The sequence below is a fragment of the Leucothrix pacifica genome (assembly GCF_003172875.1).
GTDB classification, from domain to species: domain Bacteria; phylum Pseudomonadota; class Gammaproteobacteria; order Thiotrichales; family Thiotrichaceae; genus Leucothrix; species Leucothrix pacifica.
In genome coordinates this window covers 1-2,342 of sequence record NZ_QGKM01000132.1, presented here as the reverse complement: position 1 = coordinate 2,342, position 2,342 = coordinate 1, and the positions used below count along the sequence as shown (strand labels likewise).

Below are 2,342 nucleotides of genomic sequence, written 5' to 3'. Positions count from 1 at the left end.
TCAAAAATGATGCACTACTAGGACATTGATCATATTCACACCCAAGGCCTCCACGTTATAACCACCTTCCATCACGAATAAAGTGGGGATGCCCAAGTCCGCAATATCCGCTCCCATGACTAAATAATCCGGCGTTTTTAGCTTAAAGGCACTAATCGGATCTTCTTCAAACGTGTCAACGCCCAGCGACACAATCAGTACCTCAGCACCAAAGTTATCTATAGCAGAAAGACAATTTTTTAGTGCCTCTCGCCATACCTGAAACTGTGTGCCATTACCTAATGGAAGATTCAAATTAAATCTTTCACCTTGCCCTGTTCCGCACTCTGAAGCATGCCCCCAGAAGTAGGGAAAGTTATCCATCGGATCACCATGAATCGATGCGAAAAACACATCATCACGATCATAAAAAATGTCTTGTGTGCCATTGCCGTGATGAAAATCCACATCCAATACAGCGACTTTCTCAATACCCTGATCACGACAATATTGTGCCGTAATTGCCGCATTATTCAGGAATGAATAGCCTCCGTAAGAAGCCTTAGCAGCATGATGTCCCGGTGGGCGACCTAGTGAAAATGCACCCGTTTTATGCCCATTTTTTACCGCGTCACAAACCAATGCAGCCCCTGTTAATGCAGATTGGGCAGCGGCTAACGCAGCGATCCATGTTCCATCCGTAATATTGCTGTCAGTGCCCTGCGCGTAATAACCAACCTTGCCTTTGATGTGTCGGGGCAATACATCCGATGCTTGTCCTGCAGGCCAGCATAAGGGAATGATTTCTCCCTTAAATCCTGCATCCGTCCATTCTTGCCAAGCGGTTTGTAAAAAACGGATATACCCGGAGTCGTGAACGGCTAACAAAGGCCGCAAACCAAACTCATCTGGTGTGATAATTTCACCTAAACCGATCTTTTTCACACGCTCCAAAACATGCTCAGCACGTGAGGGATTTTCAAATGACGGGACTAAATCACCACCTGCTAATTCCAGCTTGGGACTCTGGTGATAATGTTGGTCTGAGTAGATTATTTTCATGACTTAAGTCCCTATGTTTGCTAGTTCAGTGATGATGTAATGGTTAGATTAACCAGCAAATCATTGACATGGAAGCCGTATATACACCGTGATAAACTGATGACACCTAGCCAATACCAAACGGTCACCATGACAGAGCGAAAAAGTCTACCTATTGGGATTCAAACCCTCTCCAAAATCCGTCAAGGTAATCACTATTACATTGATAAAACGGAGTTAGCTCTATCGCTAATCGAGAATGGCACACACTACTTCCTGTCACGCCCTCGCCGTTTCGGAAAAAGCCTCTTTTTGGACACCCTCAAAGAACTCTTTGAAGGAAACCAAACGCTTTTTCAAGACTTAGCTATCCACCCTAAATGGGACTGGTCAGTTGAATACCCTGTACTTCGAATCAGTTTTGGTAGTGAAGACTTTTTGAGTGCAGATGGCCTATCAAATATCATTGACACCCAACTCAGCCACTTTGAACAACGCTTTGAAGTGACGCGTCAATTTGACCACGCAACAGGACGATTCGCTGACCTCATCGTACAATTGCATAAAAAATTCCAGCAGCCCGTTGTGGTGCTGATCGACGAATATGACAAACCTATTCTCGATGCCTTGCAAACACCAGAAATCGCCAAAGCTAACCGCGACTTCCTGCGTGGATTCTACGGCACGATCAAAGACTATGACGCCCACATCAAATTTAGCTTTTTAACGGGTGTCAGTAAATTCTCCAAAGTTAGCTTGTTCTCAGGTTTGAATAATCTGGAAGACATCACCTTAGTCCCTGAATTTTCAACACTGTGCGGCTACACCGATCATGATATTGATAGTATCTTTGCCGCAGAGCTCGATGGCTTAGACAGGGATGAAATCCGCCGCTGGTACAACGGCTACAACTGGCTGGGCGAAGGTGTTTACAACCCTTTTGATATCTTGCAGTTCTTTAAACATCGCACGTTTAAAAACTACTGGTTTGAAACCGGCACACCCACATTCCTGATCAATACCCTATTCAAACGGCAAATACCCAGCTTAACACTCGACAACCTACTCAGCAGTGCAGCCATGTTATCCAGTTTCGATGTTGATCAAATGGACACCGAAGCACTCCTGTTTCAGACCGGCTACCTGACCATCAAAAGCAGCCAGCGCGTTGGCGGACAAACCTACTACACGCTGGGCTACCCCAATCAGGAAGTATTCCAGAGCCTGAATGAATCGTTATTATCGGCGATGGTGAAAGACAAAGGCAGCCAAAGTCATAACAGCGTTGCCCTGTATCAATTACGAGCTATGGTCAAGAGTAG

Annotated in this window: 2 protein-coding genes; one reads left to right on the top strand and one right to left on the bottom strand. The window is 45.3% G+C overall.

What is annotated here, in order from left to right:
- Positions 1 to 1,041: a histone deacetylase family protein gene (locus DKW60_RS23210; protein ID WP_109840021.1), complete on the bottom strand. Its 1,041-nt coding sequence runs from the start codon at positions 1,039 to 1,041 to the stop codon at positions 1 to 3.
- A gap of 129 nt (positions 1,042 to 1,170) precedes the next feature.
- On the opposite strand from DKW60_RS23210, the gene DKW60_RS23205 reads away from it, so the two are divergent.
- Positions 1,171 to 2,342 (top strand): ATP-binding protein (locus DKW60_RS23205; RefSeq protein ID WP_109840022.1); only part of this gene is annotated, 1,172 nt, incomplete at its 3' end.